Genomic DNA, 18,547 nt, shown 5'->3' with positions numbered 1-18,547 from the left:
GCTAGCTCACCGAATACCTTTAACCTTGCCCCCTCATCCCGCTGCCGCGGACTTCTCCCCCTCGGGGAGAAGAAACCAGCGGAGACGTTTCCCTCCACATAGGCAGTTCCGCGCGGGACGCTAATCTAGCACCCCCTCGTGCATCTTTCGCCACCCCGCCTACGTCAATTGACGTATACGGTTTCGCTCTCACGAGATCGATAGTCCCTCCCAGCAGCGGCCGCAGATGCCGCTGAGCCTCCACGAGAGGCCAAACAAGGAGAGGGGTTCTTCCGATGATATTCCGCAAGACGCTTAGTGCCGCGCTGCTTGGCGCGATCCTGTCCACCACCGCCTTCCATGGCGCTTTTGCCGCTGACGACACCATCAAGGTCGGCGTGCTGCATTCGCTGTCCGGCACCATGGCGATTTCAGAAACGACGCTGAAGGACGCCATGCTGATGCTCATCGACGAGCAGAACAAGAAGGGCGGCGTGCTCGGCAAGAAACTTGAAGCCGTGGTGGTCGATCCGGCCTCCGACTGGCCACTGTTCGCCGAAAAGGCTCGTCAGCTGATTTCGCAGGACAAGGTCGCCGCCGTTTTCGGCTGCTGGACGTCTTCCTCGCGCAAATCCGTTCTGCCGGTCTTCGAGGAACTGAACTCGATCCTGTTCTATCCGGTTCAGTATGAGGGTGAAGAATCCTCGCGCAACATCTTCTACACGGGTGCAGCACCCAACCAGCAGGCCATTCCGGCCGTCGATTACCTTGCCAATACCGAAGGCGTCGAGCGCTGGGTTCTGGCCGGCACGGACTATGTCTATCCGCAGACCACAAACAAGATCCTGAAGGCCTACCTGATGTCGAAGGGCGTCAAGGAAGAGGACATCATGATCAACTACACGCCGTTCGGCCATTCCGACTGGCAGACGATCGTGTCCGACATCAAGAAATTCGGCTCGGCCGGCAAGAAGACCGCCGTTGTCTCCACCATCAATGGTGACGCCAACGTGCCCTTCTACAAGGAACTGGCGAACCAGGGCATCAAGGCTGAAGACATTCCCGTCGTTGCCTTCTCCGTGGGTGAAGAAGAACTTGCCGGTCTCGATACCGCACCGCTGGTCGGCCACCTTGCCGCCTGGAACTACTTCCAGTCCGTCGATGCGCCGGTCAATGCCGAATTCATCAAGACCTGGCATGCCTTTACCAAGAACGACAAGCGCGTGACCAACGACCCGATGGAAGCCGCCTATATCGGCTTCAACGCCTGGGTAAAGGCCGTCGAATCCGCCGGCACGACGGATACGGACAAGGTTCTCGACTCGATTATCGGCGTTTCCGTGCCGAACCTTTCGGGCGGTTACTCCACCGTCATGCCGAACCACCACATCACCAAGCCGGTGCTGATCGGCGAAATCCAGGCCGATGGCCAGTTCGAAATCGTGCAGCAGACGCCGCAGGTCGTGGGTGACGAGTGGTCGGATTATCTGCCGGACTCGAAGGATCTGATCTCGGACTGGAGGAAGCCGATGTCCTGCGGCAACTTCAATGTGGCCAGCGGCAAGTGCGGCGGCAAGGGTAGCTGATTAGCCCCGGGGGATGGTGCCGCTCCCTCTTCGTTGGGGGCGGTTTTCTCATTGGAAACTGAACAAGAATTACCCCCCTCTGCCCTGCCGGGCATCTCCCCCTCAAGGGGGGAGATCGGCAAGATGCTTTTTCGCCGCTTCATTCTCAAACATCGAGATGGGCGAGACCTCGCCACAGGTCGATCTCCCCCCTTGAGGGGGAGATGCCCGGCAGGGCAGAGGGGGGTAAGCGGCATATTCAGGTCGCACAAAATTAAAACGCCCAAGGAACCCGACATGACGATCCGATCTTTTCTCGGAGCCATCTTCCTCTGGCTCACCCTGGGGATCGCCGCCCAATCCTTCGCGCAAAGCGAGCCGAAGGCGCTGATCGACCAGCTCGGCACGGCGGATTTCAAGCAGGCCGAAGTGCTGATCGGGCAGATTGCCGCCACGGGCGATGCGCGTGTCGTGCCGGCGCTCGAGGCTTTTGCGGCGGGCGATCTTTACGTGCGCAAGGCCGACAATCTGGTGTTCATGACAAAGCCGGCAGGTTCCAATTTTACGCTGATCGACCCGCTGACGGGCGAAAGTGCGGGTGAAGCGCCGAAGGCGGCCGTCAGCAAAATCAAGGTCAACAATAATCTGCGCCGGGTCATCCGCGCCGCACTTGGCGGTCTGACCCTGCTCAGCCCGGAAAAATCCGTGCGGCTTTCCGCGGCAGACGCGGTTCTGAAAGCGCCGAGCGCCGAAAATCTCGAATTGCTGGAAGCGGCCATCGCCAAGGAGGCAGATACTGAGGTGCGGACCCGGATGGAGGAGGCGCGGGCTGTCTCGCTGCTCTCCTCCGAACGGTCGCTCGAACAGAAGAAAGAGGCAATCGCCACCATCAAGAGCCTTGGCGGCCGCGATGCCATCGGCATTCTGATGGCGGCTTCCTCGTCGGTGGATCAGAGCCTGAAACCGGATATCGACAGCGCCATATCGAGCATCGAAAGCTCCCTTGCCTTCTGGGACTATGCGCAGAATGTCTGGTACGGCCTGTCGCTCGGTTCCGTGCTTTTGCTCGCCGCCATCGGCCTTGCCATCACCTTCGGCGTCATGGGCATCATCAATATGGCGCATGGCGAGATGGTGATGATCGGCGCCTATTCCACCTTCATGGTGCAGGAGGTGATCCGCACGCATTTCCCCGGCCTGTTCGACTGGTCGCTGGCGATTGCTCTGCCCGCCGCCTTTCTGGTGACGGCCTTGGTCGGCCTCGTGATGGAGCGCGGTGTCATCCGCTTTCTTTATGGGCGGCCGCTGGAAACGCTTCTCGCCACCTGGGGCATCTCGCTCATCCTGCAACAGGGCGTGCGCTCCATCTTCGGCCCCACCAATCGGGAAGTCGGCAGCCCGAGCTGGATGTCCGGCTCCTTCAGCGTCGGTTATCTCAATTTCACCTGGAACCGGGTGTGGATCGTCTGCTTCTCGCTGTCGGTATTCTTCGCGCTGCTGGTTCTCCTGAAGCGCTCCGCCTTCGGGTTGCAGATGCGCGCCGTGACGCAGAACCGCCGCATGGCCTCTTCCATGGGCATCCGCACCCCCTGGGTGGATGCCTTCACCTTCGCGCTCGGTTCGGGCGTTGCCGGTCTTGCCGGCGTGGCGCTGTCGCAGATCGACAATGTCTCGCCCAATCTCGGCCAGAGCTACATCATCGACAGTTTCATGGTCGTGGTGTTCGGCGGTGTCGGCAATCTCTGGGGAACGCTGGTTGGCGCCCTGTCTCTCGGCGTGCTCAACAAGTTCCTCGAGCCGACTGTCGGCGCCGTGCTCGGCAAGATCCTCGTGCTCGTTCTCATCATCCTGTTCATCCAGAAGCGGCCGCGCGGTCTCTTCGCACTCAAGGGAAGGGCGATCGAAGCATGATTACCGGCTTCCTCCTGCGCGCGCTCGACCGCCGCATTTCCATCGCCATCGGCATCATTCTGGCCATCGCCGTGCTGGTGCCAGCCTCCAACCTGCTGCTGCCGGCCGACAGCGCGTTCCGCATTCCGACCTATATCATGTCGATGCTCGGCAAATATCTGGCCTATGCGCTGCTCGCGCTGGCGCTCGATCTCGTCTGGGGTTATTGCGGCATTCTCTCGCTCGGCCATGCCGCCTTCTTCGCGCTCGGCGGTTATGCCATGGGCATGTATCTGATGCGGCAGATCGGCACGCGCGGGGTTTATGGCCATCCGGTGCTGCCTGACTTTATGGTCTTCCTCAACTGGAAGGAACTGCCGTGGTTCTGGCAGGGCTTCGACATGTTCTGGTTTGCAGCGCTGATGGTGCTTGTCGTGCCGGGGCTGCTCGCCTTCGTGTTCGGCTGGTTCGCTTTCCGCTCGCGCGTCAACGGCGTTTATCTCTCCATCATCACCCAGGCCATGACCTATGCCCTGCTGCTCGCCTTCTTCCGCAACGACATGGGTTTCGGCGGCAATAATGGCCTGACCGATTTCAAGGATATTCTCGGCTTTTCCGTGCAGGCGGATGGCACGCGGGCCGTGCTGTTCGCCATGACGGCGGTAATGCTTGCGATCTCGCTTTTGATCGCGTCCGGCATCGTCAATTCCAAGTTCGGCAAGGTGCTGGTGGGCGTGCGGGATGCCGAAAGCCGGGTGCGCTTCCTCGGTTTCCGGGTGGAAAACATCAAGCTTTTCACCTTTGTCGTGTCGGCCATGATGGCGGGCATTGCCGGGGCGCTGTTCGTACCGCAGGTGGGCATCATCAATCCCGGCGAATTTTCGCCCGCCAACTCCATCGAAGTGGTGGTGTGGACGGCGGTGGGCGGGCGCGGCACGCTGATCGGGCCGATCATCGGGGCGCTGCTGGTCAACGGCGGGAAAAGCTATTTCACCGGCGCTTTCCCGGAATTCTGGCTGTTTGCGCTGGGTGGGCTGTTCATCGCGGTGACGCTGTTCTTCCCCAAGGGCATCGTCGGCACGCTGCAACACTATCTGGCCCGGCGGCGCGAAAAGCGGGTCGCGCTTGCGGCAGCCGACGCCCAGCCGGGCAATGACAGCGGCTCGACAGTGGCGCAACAGGCGGCGGAGTGAGGCGGACATGAACACAGTTTCCGAAAACAGAACGAAAAGCCTGCTTTATCTCGACGGCGTCTCGGTGTCGTTCGATGGTTTCAGGGCGCTCAATTCCCTCTCCTTCGTGGTGGAACCCGGTGAGCTGCGCGCCATAATCGGCCCGAATGGGGCGGGCAAGACGACGATGATGGACATCATCACCGGCAAGACAAGGCCGGATACGGGCACGGTGCTGTTCGAAGACAGTATCGACCTCACCAAAAAGGACGAGGCGGATATCGCCCAGCTTGGCATCGGGCGGAAGTTCCAGAAGCCGACGGTGTTCGAAAGCCATACCGTCTGGGACAATCTGGAACTGGCGCTCAACCGCAAGCGCGGGGTGTTCGCGACGCTGTTTTACCGGCTGACGGAGCAAGACAAAGCCCGCATCGAGGAAATCCTCGCCACCGTGCGCCTCGGCCACCGCCGCGGCGATCTCGCCGCCAACCTCTCGCACGGCCAGAAACAATGGCTGGAAATCGGCATGCTCCTGGCGCAGGAGCCGAAGCTGCTGCTGGTGGATGAGCCGGTGGCCGGCATGACGGATGCGGAAACGGCCGAAACCGCCGTGCTTTTGAAGGAAATCGCCAAGACCCGTTCGGTTGTGGTGGTGGAGCACGACATGGGTTTCATCCGCGAGCTGGGGGTGAAGGTGACGTGCCTTGCCGAAGGTTCCGTGCTGGCTGAAGGGTCGATTGATTTTGTGTCGAACGATCCCAAGGTGATTGAGAATTATCTGGGGCGGTGATGGTGGTGTTTGCGTTCGCCATACCCCCCTCTGCCCTGCCGGGCATCTCCCCCTCAAGGGGGGAGATCGGCAAGCGGCGAAAACTCTGCCCATGGAACGGGCGGGTGCGGCATCTGATCTCCCCCCTTGAGGGGGAGATGCCCGGCAGGGCAGAGGGGGGTAACGCCGCCCACCATACCGCCAATGGAGTTTCACCATGCTGAACGTCGACAACATCAACCTCCATTACGGCGCGGCGCAGGCCCTGCGCGGCGTTTCGCTGACGGCGGAGATGGGTAAGATCACCTGTGTCCTCGGCCGCAACGGGGTGGGCAAGAGCTCGCTGCTGCGGGCCGTTACCGGCCAGCACGCCATCAGTGCCGGGACGATCAGCTTTGAAGGGACGGCGCTTGATGGGCTGGCGCCTTACCACCGGGCCAAGCGCGGGGTCGGCTACGTGCCGCAGGGGCGCGAGATTTTTCCGCTGCTCAGCGTGCAGGAGAATCTCGAAAGCGGCTATGCGCCGCTGCCGCGTAAGGAACGGTTTATCCCGGATGATATTTTCAGCCTGTTTCCGGTACTGCAATCCATGCTGGGAAGACGCGGCGGCGATCTCTCCGGCGGCCAGCAGCAGCAGCTCGCCATCGGCCGGGCTTTGGTGACGCGGCCGAAAATTCTCGTTCTCGACGAGCCAACCGAGGGCATTCAGCCGTCGATCATCAAGGATATCGGCCGGGCGATCAAATATCTGCGCGATTCCACCGGCATGGCGATCCTGCTGGTCGAGCAATATCTGGATTTCTGCCGCGAGCTTGCCGATTACGTCTATATCATGGACCGCGGTGAAATCGTGCATCAGGGGCTGGCCGAAACGCTGGATACGCCGGAAGCGCGGCGTCACCTGACAGTATAAATCGAGACTAAAAATGCCGCACGCCGATCACGGCGTGCAAACGGCCGATTAATATTTTGAAAGCCTATGCGTCTCGACATGGCTTTCATGCGCAATTTTAGCATTTCATTGAATAAAAGCCTGTGATATTGGCAGCGAAAATGCTGCATGCGAGACACAGGAAAAGTCTATTCGCACGCTGCGACAGTTGATCCCTTACATTCCCCGCACGTCCGACGTATCGTCGGGAAAACCGTGCCCAATAAAGGCGTGTCAATGAATCAAGACTTTGCCATTGGCCGGGCCGCCCGGCTGTTCCGCTCCGCCCGCACCCTTTTTCTGGGTCTTGCGATGTGCGCGAGCGCCGGTGTCGCAGCGTCGGCATCGACCTGCGGTCAGTTGCCCGGACACGGCATGGAGCCGGGCAGGCATGATTTTTCCATTCTTTCCAACGGTGAAAAACGCGACGGAGTCTATTTTGTTCCCTCGGCCTATGACGGAAAAAAGCCGCTGCCCGTGGTGTTCGATTTCCATGGCTCCAACAGCAATCCGCATGGCCAGCTGAACCGCAGCGGCTGGGACAAGCTGGCCGAACGTGACGGTCTGGTGGTGGTGGCGCTGGCCGGCAGCCTGAATGGCGAATTGCCCGGCACCCATGCCTGGAATGTTCCCGGTGTTACCAAGCGTCCGGGCGGGCTGGACGAGGTCGGTTTCATCCGCGATGCCATCACCATGGTGAAGGGCAAGTTCTGCGTGGATGAGGAGCGTTTTTACGGTTCCGGTTATTCCGGCGGCGGGCGCATGCTCTCGCAATTCATCTGCAATGGCAGCGCGGATTTCACCGCTGCCGGTTTCGTCGCTTCGCTGCGCGCGGGTTATCCGCTGGAGACCGAAGGCAAATGGGGACCGGATGCGGCAAGCTGCACGCCGGCGCGGCCGATGTCCATCATCGCCTTTGCGGGGCTGAAGGATCCCGCCAACCCCTATCAGGGCGGCGGCAAGTCCTATTGGCAATATGGCGGCGAGACGGCGCTGAAGCGCTGGGCCGAGATGGACGGCTGCAAGGGCGCCGCCAAAAGCAAGGTGGGCGAAAGTTTCACCGTCAATTCCTATGATGTCTGCAAGGCCGGCGCACGCATTCAGTCCTATGTCATCAACGACTGGGACCACGCCTGGCCGCGCGCCACCATGAAGGCGGAAGTGCTGGCTGCGAGCGCCGTCGTCACCCGCAAGCCGGGCGGCGAACAGACGCCGAAGGCGGAACCGGCCGTGGAGCGCAAGATGCCCACAGGCGAAGTGACGCGCACGGTTGATGCGGCGGAAAGAATGTGGGATTTCTTCCGCAATACGGAAGGGCAGCTGGTCGTGGATGCCGTCGTCAAGAAGGATTGCGGCGCAAAGGCCTCGTCCACTTCCGCAACCGCTTCGGAGACCGCGTGCAGCCAGAACAGCAAGCCATCGGCCCTTCCGGTCGCCAAGACGCTCAACCTGTCCGGCAGCAGCGCGCCCGTGGCAGAGGACGCATTGTAACCAAAGCGGTTGAAGGGCGCAGCCGGCTGGAGGAACTGTTCCAGGAAGGCTGCGCCAAAATCCGCCTGCCGGAAACCTTTTCGAACGAAGCCGAAGCCATTCTCATCAATTCCTCCGGCGGCCTGACCGGCGGAGACGAACTTGAATGGCAGGCGGTTGCCGGCGCCGGCACCTCGCTGGTGGTAACCACGCAGGCCTGCGAGAAGGTCTATAAGGCATCCTCCGGCACAGCCACCGTTACCGCCCGGGTTTCCGCCGGGCCGGGCGCCAGATTGCACTGGCTGCCGCAGGAAACAATCCTTTTCGACCGGGCGTCGCTGACCCGCCGGCTGGAAGCCGATCTCGACCAAACTTCCGAATTCATCGCTGTCGAAGCCGTGCTGCTCGGCCGCCAGGCCATGGGCGAGGCGATGGCGCATGGTCTTTTCCGCGACCGCTGGCGCATTCGCCACGGCGGCAAGCTGGTGCATGCCGAAGAGCTTCTGCTGCAAGGCGAGGTAGCGGCGCTGACCGCGAAACCGGCGGTTCTGGCCGGTCAGGTCGCCTTTGCGACGCTGCTTTATATCGGGCCTCTCTCCGAGGCGCTTCTGCCTAAAATCCGGGCTATTGCCGGGGAAAGCGGCGGCGCCAGCGAATGGCAGGGCAAGCTTGTCGTTCGCGTCTCTGCCGCCGATGGTTTCTCCTTGAGAAAATTGCTTCTTCCGATCATTTCGCTCTTGCGAAACGGCGCGCCAGTGCCGAAAGTCTGGAATCTGTAAACCCTTCGGATCGTCGGCAACCGGCGGCCTTCGGGGTCTGTCAACATGTCGGATCTGCTTGCCGCAACCATGCTTGCGGAACAGGTTCCAAGCTGCGGGACCACGATGAACCTTAGCCCAAGAGAAAAAGACAAGCTGCTGATTTCCATGGCCGCCATGGTGGCGCGCCGCCGGCTGGAACGCGGCGTGAAGCTGAACTATCCCGAAGCGATTGCGCTGATTACCGATTTCGTGGTCGAGGGCGCCCGCGACGGCCGTGCCGTGGCGGAGCTTATGGAAGCGGGCGCGCATGTCATTTCCCGTGATCAGGTGATGGATGGCATTGCCGAGATGATTCACGATGTGCAGGTGGAAGCGACGTTTCCCGATGGCACCAAGCTGGTGACCGTTCACGAACCGATACGGTGAGGTGGCGAATATGGCGCTGGAGCTTCGGCCCAATTGCGAATGCTGCGACCGCGATCTTGCTCCCGACAGCCGGGATGCGATGATCTGCTCGTTCGAATGCACCTTCTGCGTCGATTGCGTGACCAATGTGCTTCACGGCGCCTGCCCGAATTGCGGCGGTGAGCTGGTTCGCAGGCCCGTTCGCCCGGCGGCGAAACTCGTCAATAATCCCGCGTCGACACGGCGCGTCCTGAAGGCCGAAGGCTGCACGGCGGCCAAAGTTGCTTGAGACAAAAGGGGAAATACCATGAAACCCGGCGAAATCATTGCCGCAGAGGGCAGCATCGAACTCAATGCCGGCCAGCCGACCGTGACCATCGAAGTCGCCAATTCGGGCGACCGGCCGGTGCAGGTGGGCAGCCACTATCATTTCTTCGAGACCAATGCGGGTCTCCTGTTCGACCGCGACAAGGCGCGCGGCATGCGCCTTGATATTCCGGCCGGCACGGCGGTTCGTTTCGAACCCGGCCAGAAGCGGGAAGTGACGCTGGTGCCGCTTTCCGGCAAGCGCGAGGTTTACGGTTTCCGTCAACAGGTCATGGGGAGGTTATGAAATGGCGACGGCGCATTATCATGGAAGCTGCCAGTGCGGCGATGTGAGCTTTGAGGTCGACGCCGATCTCGATCATACCATCATCTGCAATTGTTCGCGCTGCAAGCGCCTGGGTTCCACACTGGCCTTCGCGCCGCGTGAGAAATTCACGCTGCTTTCCGGCGAGGACAAGCTGGCGGAATATCTCTTCAACAAACACAAGATCCATCATCTTTTCTGCTCCACCTGCGGCATCGAGAGCTTTGCTTATGCCGATGGGCCGGATGGAACGCCGATGGTGGCGGTCAATGCCAATTGTCTCGATGGTGTCGATCCCCGGGCGTTGAAGCCGCAGGCTTTCGATGGCGCGGCGGCCTGAGCGATGGAGATCAGCCGAAAAAACGTCCTTCTGGCGACCGCGCTTCTCTGCGCGACCGCCGGCCTGTCCATGCCGGCCGCCGCACAGGGCGAGCCGGATTGCAAGGCCCCGCAGACGCAGGCGGACATGACCATTTGCGCCGGCAAGGATTACGAAAAGGCCGACAAGCAGTTGAACGCCGAATATCAGAAGCTTCGCAAGCTGCTCACCGAGCGCGACAAGACGGCGGATGCAGACGGTAAGGGTGCGACCGACGCGCTGGTGACTGCCCAGCGCGCCTGGGTGGCGTTTCGTGATGCCAATTGCGCGCTTTCAGGCTTTCAGGCCCGCGGCGGCTCGATGGAACCGATGCTGATTTCCTCCTGCCTCGCCGAGATGAGCGGCAAGCGGGCGGAAGAATTGCGTCAGTTGTCGGAAGGTTTCTGAACGCATGGGGCGGCGCATCACGATTGTCGGAAATGGGGAGCTGCCGCCGGGCGCAGCCCGGCTCATCGACCGTTCGGACATCGTCATCCGCTTCAACGATTGCCGGTCGCTGGGGCTGGGCGGCACGCGCACCGATGTGGTAGCTGTGTGTAACACCGGGCGGCCGGGTCTCGAGATGACCGAGGGAACCGAATGGCGCGAGAGTGACGGTGTGCGGCAGGCCGCCGTCATCTGGTCCGTGCGTGATCCCGCAAAATTTTCCGAAATGGAACCGGACATACGCGCATGCTGGCCGGAACTGACCGATTTCTGCGCCGATTACACCGAAGGCTTTGCCGCCATCGCCCGGGAAACCGGCAAGGGTCATATCGTCATTCCGCGCGGTGTGCATGAAAGGCTCGATGCCGCGCTCGAAGCCTATGCGCCCGGGCCCTATGTCTGCCCCAGCACCGGTCTTTTTGCCATCGCCCATGTTCTTGAGAGCGTGAGCGACGATGGCGACGAGGTGGCGATTGCCGGTTTCGGCCATCAGGGCTGGAGTGGCCATCCCTTTGCTGCCGAACAACAGCTGGTCGAAGCCCTTGCGGGCGAGGGCCGGCTGACACGAATTTCTCCCACATCGATTTTCTCCGCGTCCGAAGGAGCCTGAGCCCATGCCCTACAAGATTTCCCGCGCCGCCTATGCCGGCATGTTCGGCCCGACCGTTGGCGACAAGGTGCGTCTTGCCGATACCGAACTCTTCATCGAGATCGAGAAGGACCACACGATCTATGGCGAGGAAGTGAAATTCGGCGGCGGCAAGGTCATTCGCGACGGCATGGGCCAGAGCCAGGCGACGCGGGCCGAAGGCGCGGTCGATACCGTCATCACCAATGTGGTGATCGTTGACCATAGCGGCATCTACAAGGCGGATGTGGGCCTGAAGAACGGCCGCATCCACGCCATCGGCAAGGCGGGCAACCCGGATACGCAGCCCGGCGTGACGATCATCGTCGGCCCGTCGACCGAGGCGATTGCCGGCGAAGGCAAAATTCTGACGGCTGGCGGCATGGACGCGCATATCCACTACATCTGCCCGCAGCAGATCGAAGAAGCGCTGATGAGCGGTGTGACCTGCATGTTGGGCGGCGGCTCCGGTCCGGCGCATGGCACGCTCGCCACCACCTGCACCGGCGCATGGCATATCGAGCGGATGATCGAGAGCTTCGATGCCTTCCCGATGAATTTGGCGCTGGCCGGCAAGGGCAATGCCTCGCTGCCTGCCCCTCTGGAAGAGATGATCCTTGCCGGCGCGTCGTCGCTGAAGCTGCATGAGGACTGGGGCACGACACCGGCCGCCATCGACAATTGCCTGACGGTGGCCGATCAATACGATGTGCAGGTGATGATCCACACCGACACGCTGAACGAAAGCGGTTTCGTGGAAGATACGGTCGCCGCCATCCGTGGCCGTACCATCCACGCCTTCCACACCGAAGGGGCGGGCGGCGGGCACGCGCCCGATATCATCAAGGTCTGCGGCAATCCCAACGTCATTCCGTCTTCCACCAACCCGACACGGCCCTATACCGTCAATACGCTCGCCGAACATCTCGACATGCTGATGGTGTGCCACCACCTGTCGCCGTCCATTCCCGAAGATATCGCCTTTGCCGAAAGCCGTATCCGCAAGGAAACCATCGCGGCGGAGGATATTCTCCACGATATCGGCGCGTTTTCGATCATCTCTTCCGACAGCCAGGCCATGGGCCGCGTCGGCGAAGTGGCGATCCGCACCTGGCAGACGGCCGACAAGATGAAGCGCCAGCGCGGCCGCCTGAAGGAAGAGACGGGCGAAAACGACAATTTCCGTGTCCGCCGTTACATCGCCAAATATACCATCAACCCGGCCATCGCCCAGGGCGTCAGCCATGAGATCGGCTCGGTCGAAGTCGGCAAGCGCGCCGATCTTGTCTTGTGGAACCCGGCCTTTTTCGGGGTGAAACCGGAGATGGTGCTGCTCGGCGGCTCGATTGCCGCCGCCCCGATGGGCGATCCGAATGCCTCCATTCCCACGCCGCAGCCGATGCATTACCGGCCGATGTTCGCCGCCTATGGCAAGCTGCGCACCAATTCCTCGGTCACTTTCGTGTCGCAGGCGTCGCTGGATGCGGGCCTTGCCCAGCGCCTCGGCGTCGCCAAGAAGCTGTTGCCGGTGAAGAATGTCCGCGGCGGCATCTCCAAGGCGTCGATGATCCACAACTCGCTCACCCCACATATCGAGGTCGATCCGGAAACCTACGAAGTGCGGGCGGATGGCGAGCTTTTGACCTGCGAACCGGCAACCGTGCTGCCGATGGCGCAGCGTTATTTCCTGTTCTGAGAAACGGCTGCTCCGCGCTCAAATGCACATGAGCGCGGTCAGCAGGCTTGCAATGCCGGCCATGAACAGCCCCATGGCCGCCATTGCGGGGACCTTTATCCTCGGCTGATCGATGATTGCGTCCGCTTCGCCCGCAAGCAGGGTTATGGCTTGCAGAAACAGGTAGAGGCAGAACAGCAAAGAGGCGCTGAAAAACAGGGCGGCTGGGTAAACCAGCCAATTGGAAAGGTCCGGCGTCCTGTTCTTGAAAGTGGCCAGAAGGAGGATCAGCGAAAGCCCGGCGCTGGCGATGATGCGGAAAACCGCCAGCATTTCCTTGGTCGATTCCTTGTTGCCGTCGTTCATTTGGACCGCTTGCGCCACCAGGACAGCCCCAGGATATCTTTCATCAGGTACGGCGGCTCGGTGTGGCTGTTGCGCTTGTCCTGAAATTTTTTCGATGAAGGCAGCTTTTCCTTCTCCGCTTGCCGCTTTGCATAGGTCTCCTCCCAGCAGGCGATGAATTCATCCGCGTGTCTGTAGCCAAGCTCGCAGGGCACTTTTCCGCTGCGCGCCGAGGCGCTGAGCGTTTCCACGTCAATGATGCGATGGGCGAATGCGCCCACCGCACTGGCCTGCAGAGTGACGACTTCATCGATGTACCATGACCGCCATTCGGCGAAACTCTTGCCGTCTACCTTTTCCGCGACCTTCCGCAGCAAGTCTCCATCCATCTTTTCGCAGACATCCGTGACCAGCCCTGCGACGAAGCCACGCAAATTGGAGCATTGCGGGCCGTCGCTATAGTCGAAATAGGCTCTGAGGGTACTGTCGAGATGATTGAGTACGCGATCTTTCAAAATCAATTTCAGTGTCTCCCGTTGGGTGGCGGAATATTACTTAAAAGTGTATTTATGTAAACTGTTCCTTATAGTTGTATCAGGTAGTATCGGGCCTGTTTGAATCTCCTTTGAAATCGGGATTTTTATGCTGCACCGCAGCGCGTCTTGCGCTATGGAAAGGGCAAAAGAATTCCGCGCGGATCGATCCCAAGCGATCCTCGTAAAACGCCAGAACAGGAGACAAGACATGCTCGGCAAAAAAGTGCCCGCCGTAACCTTCCGCACGCGCGTTCGCGATGAGGCCGTCGGTGGCCCCAACCCGTTCCGTTGGCAGGACATGACCTCCGACGATTATTTCAAGGGCAAGAAGGTCGTTCTGTTTTCGCTGCCCGGCGCCTTTACGCCGACCTGCTCGACCTACCAGCTTCCCGATTTCGAAAAGCTGGCGGGCGAGTTCCGTGCGCTCGGCGTCGATGAAATCTATTGCCTGTCGGTCAATGACGCCTTTGTCATGAATGCCTGGGCAAAGGGCCAGAACCTCGAAAACGTCAAGGTCATTCCGGATGGTTCGGGCGAGTTCACCCGCAAGATGGGCATGCTGGTCGCCAAGGACAATCTCGGCTTCGGCATGCGCTCCTGGCGTTACGCCGCCGTCGTCAACGATGGCGTCGTTGAGCAGTGGTTCGAGGAAGAGGGCTATTCGGACAATTGCGAATCTGACCCTTACGGCGTTTCCGCGCCGCAGAACATTCTGGAAAACCTGAAGGCACGCGCTGCGGCCTGATTTGGGTTTTAAGATTTTTGCGAAAGCCCGGCCGCAATGCCGGGCTTTTTTCGTTTTCTGGGACGTGATTGTCTTTCGCGGTGCCGCATCATCCGCACACCGTCACCCCGGATTAGATCCGGGGTCCAGCGCGATCAAGTCCTTGATCGCGAAAGACTCCTCTCACGGCGCAGACGCGCCGTGGCTGGATGCCGGATCCAGTCCGGCATGACGGAGGAGAAGTTGCCGGACGCCTCAAGTCTTTCTGTCTGCAATTCCGGCCTTTTTCACGCCTTGCATTGTATCCACCTTGAAATCACCCCGCCTATCCGGCAAAAATCAGACCCCCAAGACTGTTTCTGAAACGGATCATCCCATGCTGCGCGTCACCTCCTATCATCCGGCCGGAACCCCTGCCGACGAAGCTTCCGGTTATGTCACCCTGGCGCATGACCAGCGGCATCTGCGCCGCAAGTTGCTGCATCTGCAAAATGATGAGATGGTGATGCTGGACCTGAAGGAAGCCGTGCTGTTTGCCCATGGCGATCTTCTGGTGGTGGAGAACGGCGACCTGATCGAGGTCCGGGCGGCGGATGAAAAGCTGTTCGAAATCAAGGCGAAGGACCGCCTTCACCTGATCGAGCTCGCCTGGCATCTGGGCAACCGGCATCTTTCCGCGCAGATTGAGGAAGAGCGTATTCTCATCCTGCGCGACCATGTCATTCGCGCCATGCTGGAAGGTCTGGGCGCCACCGTGCGTGAGGTGGAGGAGCCCTTCCAGCCGGCGCGCGGCGCTTACCACGCCCATGGCGGCCATTCCCATGGGCATGACCACGGGCACCACCATCACGATCACGGCTGAGCCGTGAGTGACGATCGCGGCGTCGCCGCGCTGCTGCGGCTCATGGCCTGGATGTCGCCTGCCTTTCCCGTCGGTGGTTTTTCCTATTCCGGCGGGCTTGAAAAGGCGGTGGAGGATCGTCGCATCGGCGATGCGGCGGCCCTGCGCGACTGGCTCGAAACGCTGCTGCGCCACGGCAGCCTGTGGAACGATGCGGTGTTTCTGGCGCATGCCTGGCGCAGCGCCGGGGATGCGGCCATCTTGAGCGAAACGGCCGATCTGGCGCGGGCGCTGGCCGGTTCGGCGGAGCGATACCGCGAGACGGTGCTTCTGGGCGATGCCTTCGTTGCCGCCGCCGGGGCATGGCCGCATGCGGTTCTTGAGTTGTTGCCGAAAGACGTTCCTTATCCCATCGCCGTCGGCGCGGTTGCCGCCGGTCATGCGGTGCCGCTCAGGGAAACGATTGCCGCCTTTTTGCATGCCGGCGCCTCGCAGATCGTTTCAGCGGGCATCCGCCTCGGGGTCGCGGGACAGAAGGATGGCGTTGCCATTCTGGCCGCAAGCGAGGCGATCATCGCAGAGATGGCGGCGCGGGCGATGCAATCCACGCTCGACGATCTCGGCAGCGCGACGATCATCGCCGATACGGCAGCCATGCGCCATGAAACGCAGGGCACCCGGCTTTTCCGGTCCTGAAAGGGCGGCACGATCCTTGCATATATTGAAGCGTCCCGTTGAGGGACTATGGTGAAACAAGACCAAAGCATATCGAAGGGAACAGAGTGATGAAATCGGGTAATGGGCCGCTGCGCGTCGGCATTGGCGGGCCGGTCGGTTCTGGCAAGACGGCGCTGACGGAAAAGCTCTGCAAGGCGATGAGCGCCGATTATTCGGTCGCGGTCGTCACCAACGATATCTACACCAAGGAAGATGCCGAGGCGCTGGTGCGCATGCAGGCGCTGCCGTCCGAGCGTATCGTCGGGGTCGAGACGGGCGGTTGCCCGCATACCGCCATTCGTGAGGATGCGACGATCAATCTGCAGGCGATTGCCGGGCTCAATGCGCGGTTTCCCGATCTCGATGTGGTCTTCATCGAATCCGGCGGCGACAATCTCGCCGCGACCTTTTCGCCTGACCTCGCCGACATTACCATCTATGTGATCTCCGTCTGCCAGGGTGAGGAAATTCCGCGCAAGGGCGGGCCGGGCATCACCCGCTCTGACCTGCTGGTCATCAACAAGAAGGACCTTGCGCCCTATGTCGGTGCTGACCTCACCGTCATGGACAGCGATGCGACGCGCATGCGCAACGCCATGCCCTTCGTTTTCACCGATATGAAACGCGGCGACGGCGTGGATCGCATCGTCGGTTTTCTGAAAGAGCAGGGCGGTCTCTGAAATATGGCTATCGCCCGCCGTTTCGGTGCTTACGAGGTTTCCCGTTTTGTCGACGGTGTCTACAAGGCGCCGGTCGGCCATCTCATCCATCGTCAGGGCGCCGAAGCGCTGGCTGCGGCCCTTGCCGGCCATCGGGGCGAAACGGTGGATATGGACGTCAACTGCTTTGCGCTGTCCGGGCCTGACGGCATCTGGCTGATCGATGCCGGTTGCGGCACGGCCTGGGGTGCGGCCTATGGCCATGCCCGCGCGGCGATGATCGCCGCCGGGATTCAGCCGGCCGATGTGACGCGTGTCATCCTCACCCATATTCATGGCGACCATGCGCTTGGCCTCATCGACGGCGACCGGCCTTATTTTCCCAATGCTGACATATGGGTTCCCGAGGCCGATCTTGGCTTTTTCAGCAGCGCGGAGGCGCGCAAGAGCCTGCCGCCGGCCCGGCAGGGCGGGTTCGACCTTGCCGCGCGGCTGCTCGACATTTGTGGCCCGATGCTGCGGCCGATCCCCATGGGCGTGGTTGCCGAGGGTATCGAGGCAGTCGCCATGCCCGGCCATACACCGGGGCATACCGGTTATCTGATCGGCAATGGCGACGAGCGGCTGTTATTATGGGGCGATGTGCTACATGTCAGCGCGTTGCAGGTGAGAGATCCCGGCGTCGGTTTCGTCTATGATATCGATTCCGCGCTTGCTTACGAAACACGCCTCAAGGCGCTGGCCGAGGCAGCCGATCATGGCTGGCTGGTTTCCGGCGGTCATCTCGGCGGATTTTTCCGTGTCGAGCGGCAGGGCGACAGCTTCCGTTTTGTGCTGCAGCCGGACTGATTTTCCGATTTCGGGCATGCAGAAGGGCGGAATGCCTGATGGCATCCCGCCCTTCGTCCTCTCCCGGTATTTTCAGATCTGCTTCAGTGCGGCGACGTCATTGACCTGCACGATGCGTCCGCGCACGGTGACGCCAGCCTTTTTCAGCGCCGAAAAGGCCCTCGACAGCGCTTCCGGCGCGAGGCCGAGCTTGCCGGCGAGCAGGCTTTTCTGGAACGGCAGCCGCAGCGAAAAGGATGTCGCGTCGCGCGGGCCCTGATTGATGAGGTAATGGGCGACACGTTGCGGCGCCGTCTGTAGCCGGTCGTTCGCGATGCAATCCATCGTGGCCAGCAGGCTGTTGGACAGGCAGCGCATGACGGCCTTGGCGATGGCCGGCTCCTGATCGATCAGACTGCGGATTCTCGCAAGTTCGAACCGCGCCACGGTGCAGCTTTCCGCCGCCTGCGCGCTGTAGCGATAGGTATCGCTGCCGAAAATCAGGCATTCGTTGAAGGTATCGCCGGGGCCGCTGACGCGCACATCCGCCTCGCGCCCGTGCCGGTCCAGCCGGTAAAGCCTGACGTAACCCGAGAGCACGCAGTAGAAATGCTGCGCCGCTTCGCCTTCCTTGAAGAGCACATGGCGGGCGTTCACATTGGTGATGGTCGCCGCCTCCATCAGCTTCAATGCCGCCGCATCATCCGCTATCCCGATCAAGGGTGCACGCAGCAGAATGTTCCTGTCCCTGTTGCTCAGCTTCACGGTCTTGTTCACGTCCATCCGGCTCCCGCTCATACCTTTTGCCGGGCTGTCCGAAGCGAGACGAAACCGGGGATGTTCGTGTTCCCGCACGCCTATCTGAAAAGAGCTCATCGCATTATCCTTCGACCGGCAATTCCCGATGCGAGGGAGATTAGCAGTTCACCTGGAAAGCGAATTGATTTCGATCAAACAGAATTGCAGTCGTTACGGGAGGAAATGGTTCGTCCATTCGGGCTTAGAAGCACAGGGGGAATATGGAGCGGGCGAGCGCCGCATATTTCTTCTCCCCGAGGGGGAGAAGGTCGCGGCAGCGGGATGAGGGGCAAGGCCAGAGATAGATCGAGCGCTAGCTTTCCTCTCCTCTCTCGCGCGCGCGCGTACGTCGTACGTACCGTACCGTACCGTACCGTACCGTACGTACCGACGACGTACGTACCGTACGACGTACCGT

The 18,547-nt window shown here is 61.0% G+C and carries 22 protein-coding genes; 19 read left to right on the top strand and 3 right to left on the bottom strand.

All coding sequences use genetic code 11. The features are described from left to right. The first annotated feature begins 275 nt into the window (after positions 1-275). The 14 genes from urtA to ureC all read left to right on the top strand — a co-directional run bounded on the left by urtA (position 276) and on the right by ureC (position 12,702). On the top strand, positions 276-1,565 hold the full coding sequence (urtA, locus tag AGR7B_RS11745; protein WP_035219970.1) for an urea ABC transporter substrate-binding protein: 1,290 nt from the start codon (positions 276-278) through the stop codon (positions 1,563-1,565). A gap of 276 nt (positions 1,566-1,841) precedes the next feature. Then, on the top strand, positions 1,842-3,455 hold the full coding sequence (gene urtB, locus AGR7B_RS11740; RefSeq protein ID WP_080856712.1) for an urea ABC transporter permease subunit UrtB: 1,614 nt from the start codon (positions 1,842-1,844) through the stop codon (positions 3,453-3,455). Continuing rightward, entirely contained in the window at positions 3,452-4,627 is a 1,176-nt protein-coding gene (urtC, locus tag AGR7B_RS11735; protein ID WP_080856711.1) for an urea ABC transporter permease subunit UrtC, read from the top strand. Before urtB ends, urtC begins: the two co-directional genes overlap by 4 nt. A gap of 7 nt (positions 4,628-4,634) precedes the next feature. After that, positions 4,635-5,396: an urea ABC transporter ATP-binding protein UrtD gene (gene urtD / locus AGR7B_RS11730; RefSeq protein ID WP_080856710.1), complete on the top strand. Its 762-nt coding sequence runs from the start codon at positions 4,635-4,637 to the stop codon at positions 5,394-5,396. A 196-nt stretch (positions 5,397-5,592) separates the two neighbouring features. Further along, positions 5,593-6,288: an urea ABC transporter ATP-binding subunit UrtE gene (gene urtE / locus AGR7B_RS11720; protein ID WP_065655126.1), complete on the top strand. Its 696-nt coding sequence runs from the start codon at positions 5,593-5,595 to the stop codon at positions 6,286-6,288. Positions 6,289-6,543: 255 nt separating this feature from the next. Next, on the top strand, positions 6,544-7,797 hold the full coding sequence (locus AGR7B_RS11715) for a CE1 family esterase (protein ID WP_080856708.1): 1,254 nt from the start codon (positions 6,544-6,546) through the stop codon (positions 7,795-7,797). Further along, complete coding sequence (locus tag AGR7B_RS11710; protein WP_162934116.1) at positions 7,704-8,555, top strand: urease accessory protein UreD; 852 nt, start codon at positions 7,704-7,706, stop codon at positions 8,553-8,555. Before AGR7B_RS11715 ends, AGR7B_RS11710 begins: the two co-directional genes overlap by 94 nt. A gap of 105 nt (positions 8,556-8,660) precedes the next feature. Next, complete coding sequence (locus AGR7B_RS11705) at positions 8,661-8,963, top strand: urease subunit gamma (RefSeq protein ID WP_003520609.1); 303 nt, start codon at positions 8,661-8,663, stop codon at positions 8,961-8,963. A gap of 10 nt (positions 8,964-8,973) precedes the next feature. Continuing rightward, on the top strand, positions 8,974-9,231 hold the full coding sequence (locus AGR7B_RS11700) for a DUF1272 domain-containing protein (RefSeq protein ID WP_080856707.1): 258 nt from the start codon (positions 8,974-8,976) through the stop codon (positions 9,229-9,231). 18 nt (positions 9,232-9,249) lie between these two features. Further along, positions 9,250-9,555 (top strand): urease subunit beta, encoded by a 306-nt coding sequence (locus AGR7B_RS11695; RefSeq protein WP_020808767.1) that lies wholly within the window; start codon positions 9,250-9,252, stop codon positions 9,553-9,555. A 1-nt stretch (position 9,556) separates the two neighbouring features. Continuing rightward, positions 9,557-9,913, top strand: a complete 357-nt coding sequence (locus AGR7B_RS11690) for a GFA family protein (RefSeq protein ID WP_080856706.1) — start codon at positions 9,557-9,559, stop codon at positions 9,911-9,913. 3 nt (positions 9,914-9,916) lie between these two features. Further along, positions 9,917-10,339 carry a lysozyme inhibitor LprI family protein gene (locus tag AGR7B_RS11685; RefSeq protein WP_162934115.1) on the top strand — a complete coding sequence of 141 codons (423 nt, stop codon included), beginning with the start codon at positions 9,917-9,919 and terminating at the stop codon, positions 10,337-10,339. A 4-nt stretch (positions 10,340-10,343) separates the two neighbouring features. Further along, a complete protein-coding gene (locus AGR7B_RS11680) occupies positions 10,344-10,988 on the top strand; it encodes a Urease operon accessory protein (RefSeq protein WP_080856705.1) in 645 nt (214 codons plus the stop codon). Between the two features lie 4 nt (positions 10,989-10,992). Continuing rightward, a complete protein-coding gene (ureC, locus tag AGR7B_RS11675) occupies positions 10,993-12,702 on the top strand; it encodes an urease subunit alpha (protein ID WP_080856704.1) in 1,710 nt (569 codons plus the stop codon). A gap of 18 nt (positions 12,703-12,720) precedes the next feature. Here ureC and AGR7B_RS11670 read toward each other — a convergent pair whose 3' ends face one another. Then, positions 12,721-13,047 carry a hypothetical protein gene (locus AGR7B_RS11670; RefSeq protein WP_065655119.1) on the bottom strand — a complete coding sequence of 109 codons (327 nt, stop codon included), beginning with the start codon at positions 13,045-13,047 and terminating at the stop codon, positions 12,721-12,723. Next, positions 13,044-13,547 (bottom strand): hypothetical protein, encoded by a 504-nt coding sequence (locus tag AGR7B_RS11665; RefSeq protein ID WP_065655118.1) that lies wholly within the window; start codon positions 13,545-13,547, stop codon positions 13,044-13,046. The genes AGR7B_RS11670 and AGR7B_RS11665 overlap by 4 nt, the downstream gene beginning before the upstream one ends. Before the next feature lie 223 nt (positions 13,548-13,770). Here AGR7B_RS11665 and AGR7B_RS11660 point away from each other — a divergent pair, with 223 nt between their 5' ends. The 5 genes from AGR7B_RS11660 (at position 13,771) to aidB (ending at position 17,352) form a co-directional block, all read left to right on the top strand. Then, positions 13,771-14,307: a peroxiredoxin gene (locus AGR7B_RS11660; RefSeq protein ID WP_080789905.1), complete on the top strand. Its 537-nt coding sequence runs from the start codon at positions 13,771-13,773 to the stop codon at positions 14,305-14,307. A 355-nt stretch (positions 14,308-14,662) separates the two neighbouring features. After that, positions 14,663-15,148, top strand: coding sequence for an urease accessory protein UreE (gene ureE / locus AGR7B_RS11655; RefSeq protein ID WP_003520598.1), 486 nt, complete (start codon positions 14,663-14,665; stop codon positions 15,146-15,148). 3 nt (positions 15,149-15,151) lie between these two features. Beyond that, the gene (locus AGR7B_RS11650) at positions 15,152-15,823 is read left to right on the top strand and encodes an urease accessory protein UreF (protein WP_162934114.1); all 672 of its coding nucleotides are present in this window, start codon (positions 15,152-15,154) and stop codon (positions 15,821-15,823) included. Positions 15,824-15,912: 89 nt separating this feature from the next. Beyond that, complete coding sequence (gene ureG / locus AGR7B_RS11645) at positions 15,913-16,524, top strand: urease accessory protein UreG (protein WP_003520595.1); 612 nt, start codon at positions 15,913-15,915, stop codon at positions 16,522-16,524. Between the two features lie 3 nt (positions 16,525-16,527). Further along, a complete protein-coding gene (gene aidB / locus AGR7B_RS11640) occupies positions 16,528-17,352 on the top strand; it encodes an AidB family quorum-quenching N-acyl homoserine lactonase (RefSeq protein WP_080856703.1) in 825 nt (274 codons plus the stop codon). 72 nt (positions 17,353-17,424) lie between these two features. On the opposite strand, the gene AGR7B_RS11635 is transcribed toward aidB, so the two are convergent. Next, a complete protein-coding gene (locus AGR7B_RS11635; RefSeq protein ID WP_078051694.1) occupies positions 17,425-18,114 on the bottom strand; it encodes a Crp/Fnr family transcriptional regulator in 690 nt (229 codons plus the stop codon). Between the last annotated feature and the right edge of the window lie 433 nt (positions 18,115-18,547).

Origin of the sequence: Agrobacterium deltaense RV3, from assembly GCF_900013505.1 — a bacterium.
Lineage (GTDB): Bacteria > Pseudomonadota > Alphaproteobacteria > Rhizobiales > Rhizobiaceae > Agrobacterium > Agrobacterium leguminum.
Note: the sequence above shows the minus strand (reverse complement) of the source record. Positions and strands in the feature narration are given on the sequence as shown.

Bases quoted from the DNA above. Each gene is read 5' to 3' on its own strand.
- urtA (WP_035219970.1), top strand. From the start codon at position 276: ATGATATTCCGCAAGACGCTTAGTGCCGCGCTGCTTGGCGCGATCCTG.
- urtB (WP_080856712.1), top strand. From the start codon at position 1,842: ATGACGATCCGATCTTTTCTCGGAGCCATCTTCCTCTGGCTCACCCTG.
- urtC (WP_080856711.1), top strand. From the start codon at position 3,452: ATGATTACCGGCTTCCTCCTGCGCGCGCTCGACCGCCGCATTTCCATC.
- urtD (WP_080856710.1), top strand. From the start codon at position 4,635: ATGAACACAGTTTCCGAAAACAGAACGAAAAGCCTGCTTTATCTCGAC.
- urtE (WP_065655126.1), top strand. From the start codon at position 5,593: ATGCTGAACGTCGACAACATCAACCTCCATTACGGCGCGGCGCAGGCC.
- AGR7B_RS11715 (WP_080856708.1), top strand. From the start codon at position 6,544: ATGAATCAAGACTTTGCCATTGGCCGGGCCGCCCGGCTGTTCCGCTCC.
- AGR7B_RS11705 (WP_003520609.1), top strand. From the start codon at position 8,661: ATGAACCTTAGCCCAAGAGAAAAAGACAAGCTGCTGATTTCCATGGCC.
- AGR7B_RS11700 (WP_080856707.1), top strand. From the start codon at position 8,974: ATGGCGCTGGAGCTTCGGCCCAATTGCGAATGCTGCGACCGCGATCTT.
- AGR7B_RS11695 (WP_020808767.1), top strand. From the start codon at position 9,250: ATGAAACCCGGCGAAATCATTGCCGCAGAGGGCAGCATCGAACTCAAT.
- AGR7B_RS11690 (WP_080856706.1), top strand. From the start codon at position 9,557: ATGGCGACGGCGCATTATCATGGAAGCTGCCAGTGCGGCGATGTGAGC.
- AGR7B_RS11685 (WP_162934115.1), top strand. From the start codon at position 9,917: ATGGAGATCAGCCGAAAAAACGTCCTTCTGGCGACCGCGCTTCTCTGC.
- AGR7B_RS11680 (WP_080856705.1), top strand. From the start codon at position 10,344: ATGGGGCGGCGCATCACGATTGTCGGAAATGGGGAGCTGCCGCCGGGC.
- ureC (WP_080856704.1), top strand. From the start codon at position 10,993: ATGCCCTACAAGATTTCCCGCGCCGCCTATGCCGGCATGTTCGGCCCG.
- AGR7B_RS11670 (WP_065655119.1), bottom strand. From the start codon at position 13,047: ATGAACGACGGCAACAAGGAATCGACCAAGGAAATGCTGGCGGTTTTC.
- AGR7B_RS11660 (WP_080789905.1), top strand. From the start codon at position 13,771: ATGCTCGGCAAAAAAGTGCCCGCCGTAACCTTCCGCACGCGCGTTCGC.
- ureE (WP_003520598.1), top strand. From the start codon at position 14,663: ATGCTGCGCGTCACCTCCTATCATCCGGCCGGAACCCCTGCCGACGAA.
- ureG (WP_003520595.1), top strand. From the start codon at position 15,913: ATGAAATCGGGTAATGGGCCGCTGCGCGTCGGCATTGGCGGGCCGGTC.
- aidB (WP_080856703.1), top strand. From the start codon at position 16,528: ATGGCTATCGCCCGCCGTTTCGGTGCTTACGAGGTTTCCCGTTTTGTC.
- AGR7B_RS11635 (WP_078051694.1), bottom strand. From the start codon at position 18,114: ATGGACGTGAACAAGACCGTGAAGCTGAGCAACAGGGACAGGAACATT.